The sequence below is a fragment of the Candidatus Obscuribacterales bacterium genome (assembly GCA_036703605.1).
Taxonomy (GTDB): domain Bacteria; phylum Cyanobacteriota; class Cyanobacteriia; order RECH01; family RECH01; genus RECH01.
Genome location: DATNRH010000061.1, coordinates 1 through 1,271, shown reverse-complemented (window position 1 = coordinate 1,271; position 1,271 = coordinate 1). Strand labels below are relative to the sequence as shown.

General features: G+C 53.3%; 2 protein-coding genes. Both read right to left on the bottom strand.

Annotated elements, in window-relative coordinates; translation table 11 throughout:
• Nucleotides 1-273, bottom strand: a 273-nt coding sequence (locus tag V6D20_01325) for a hypothetical protein (protein HEY9814439.1), incomplete at its 3' end; no start/stop codon positions are given.
• 23 nt (nt 274-296) lie between these two features.
• Nucleotides 297-497, bottom strand: coding sequence for a hypothetical protein (locus V6D20_01320; GenBank protein ID HEY9814438.1), 201 nt, complete (start codon nt 495-497; stop codon nt 297-299).
• Nucleotides 498-1,271 lie beyond the last annotated feature (774 nt).

Here is a 1,271-nt window from a genome sequence, read left to right as displayed (position 1 = left end):
CAACGCCGCCACAGTGTCCCAGTTGTACCCGTAGTCCCTGCAGATCTTGCTCTGCGTGGACCCCCTCGAAAAGGCCATCAGGATATTCACCACCTTCCCCTTGTTGGACCGGCTGATGCTCTTGATGCCAATGCCCGCCTTCTCAGCGGCCACCTTGTCCATCGCCTCCTGGATCTCCTCCACTAAGGCCAGCTTGTCCGCCTGCCACGCATCGTCGTCCACTTCAGGAAAGTTCACGCCGTCGGATGGGCTCGTGTCTACGGGTTCAGTCATGCGTGTTCAGTTAACAAAGGGCATCAAGAGAGGCTATTTTTCTTAATATCTCCCCAGTAAGCTTTCAGCGTCTCGCTGAGGTCATCCCCATCGCTTAAAACCAGCCGCATCCTAATGGCTGCCATAGCCACTTTTGAAGGCGAGTAATTAGGATACTTCCTCTTGAGGGTCGTCCGTTCAGCCTTGGTCATAGGGGCCATTAGTTCTTCTGGAGTTAAAGCCATCGTAGAGTCCTATTTTTTGAATGGGGGGTTATGTATACTCATCCCCGACCCTGGCCGCTTTCCGACCCCCTCCCCCCCGTCTGAAAAGCTGCCGGACCCGCATGAACCAACGCTTGACTAGCTGCCAAGGGGCAAAGCCTAGGCTCGGGCTTGTCCGGTGGGGATTGCCTTTAACGGTCCCTACGCAGGACTGTCCGGGGGCTTGTGGGCAACGGCCATGCGCGGGTGACAAGTAGACGGGGAGCGTGAAGGGGAGGATCGGTCGTCTCCCCTTGCTTGTGCTTTGCATGTTGGCCGCCATCAATTCGCTTGTGCTTTCGATGGCTTGCCTGTCCGTCCCTTCATAGAGGTCTGGGGGAAATGCGATTGACTCGCTTGTCCGTTGCGCTTGCTTGCGCAGATTTCTCCGTTGAGCCGTTCCCATGTCCTACGATTGTAGTCAGTCGTTTGGCTTGTCAAGGGCAAAGCGTTGGCAATGTGAGGGTAGGCAGGGGAGTGTTCAACTCGTCATGCGCGTTGCCATTCCTCGTTATAAACAGAGGGAAAAGCGCTGTCAAGCTTATTTCTTACGTTTGTAGTATCAATAACTTAGGGATGGGCCGTTGAGGTGGGAATGGGGTGTTTTTGTCGGTCCCTCTATAGATAGGAGCAATCTGGGCTTATTCTTACAGTTGTAGTCAATTCCCTGGCAACGCAAGACTAGAATTAATTGCGGGATATGTGATCTATTTGACTAAAGAGCTTGACGGGGTATGTCGTTTATGATCTATTTGA

Bases quoted from the DNA above. Each gene is read 5' to 3' on its own strand.
- V6D20_01320 (HEY9814438.1), bottom strand. From the start codon at position 497: ATGGCTTTAACTCCAGAAGAACTAATGGCCCCTATGACCAAGGCTGAA.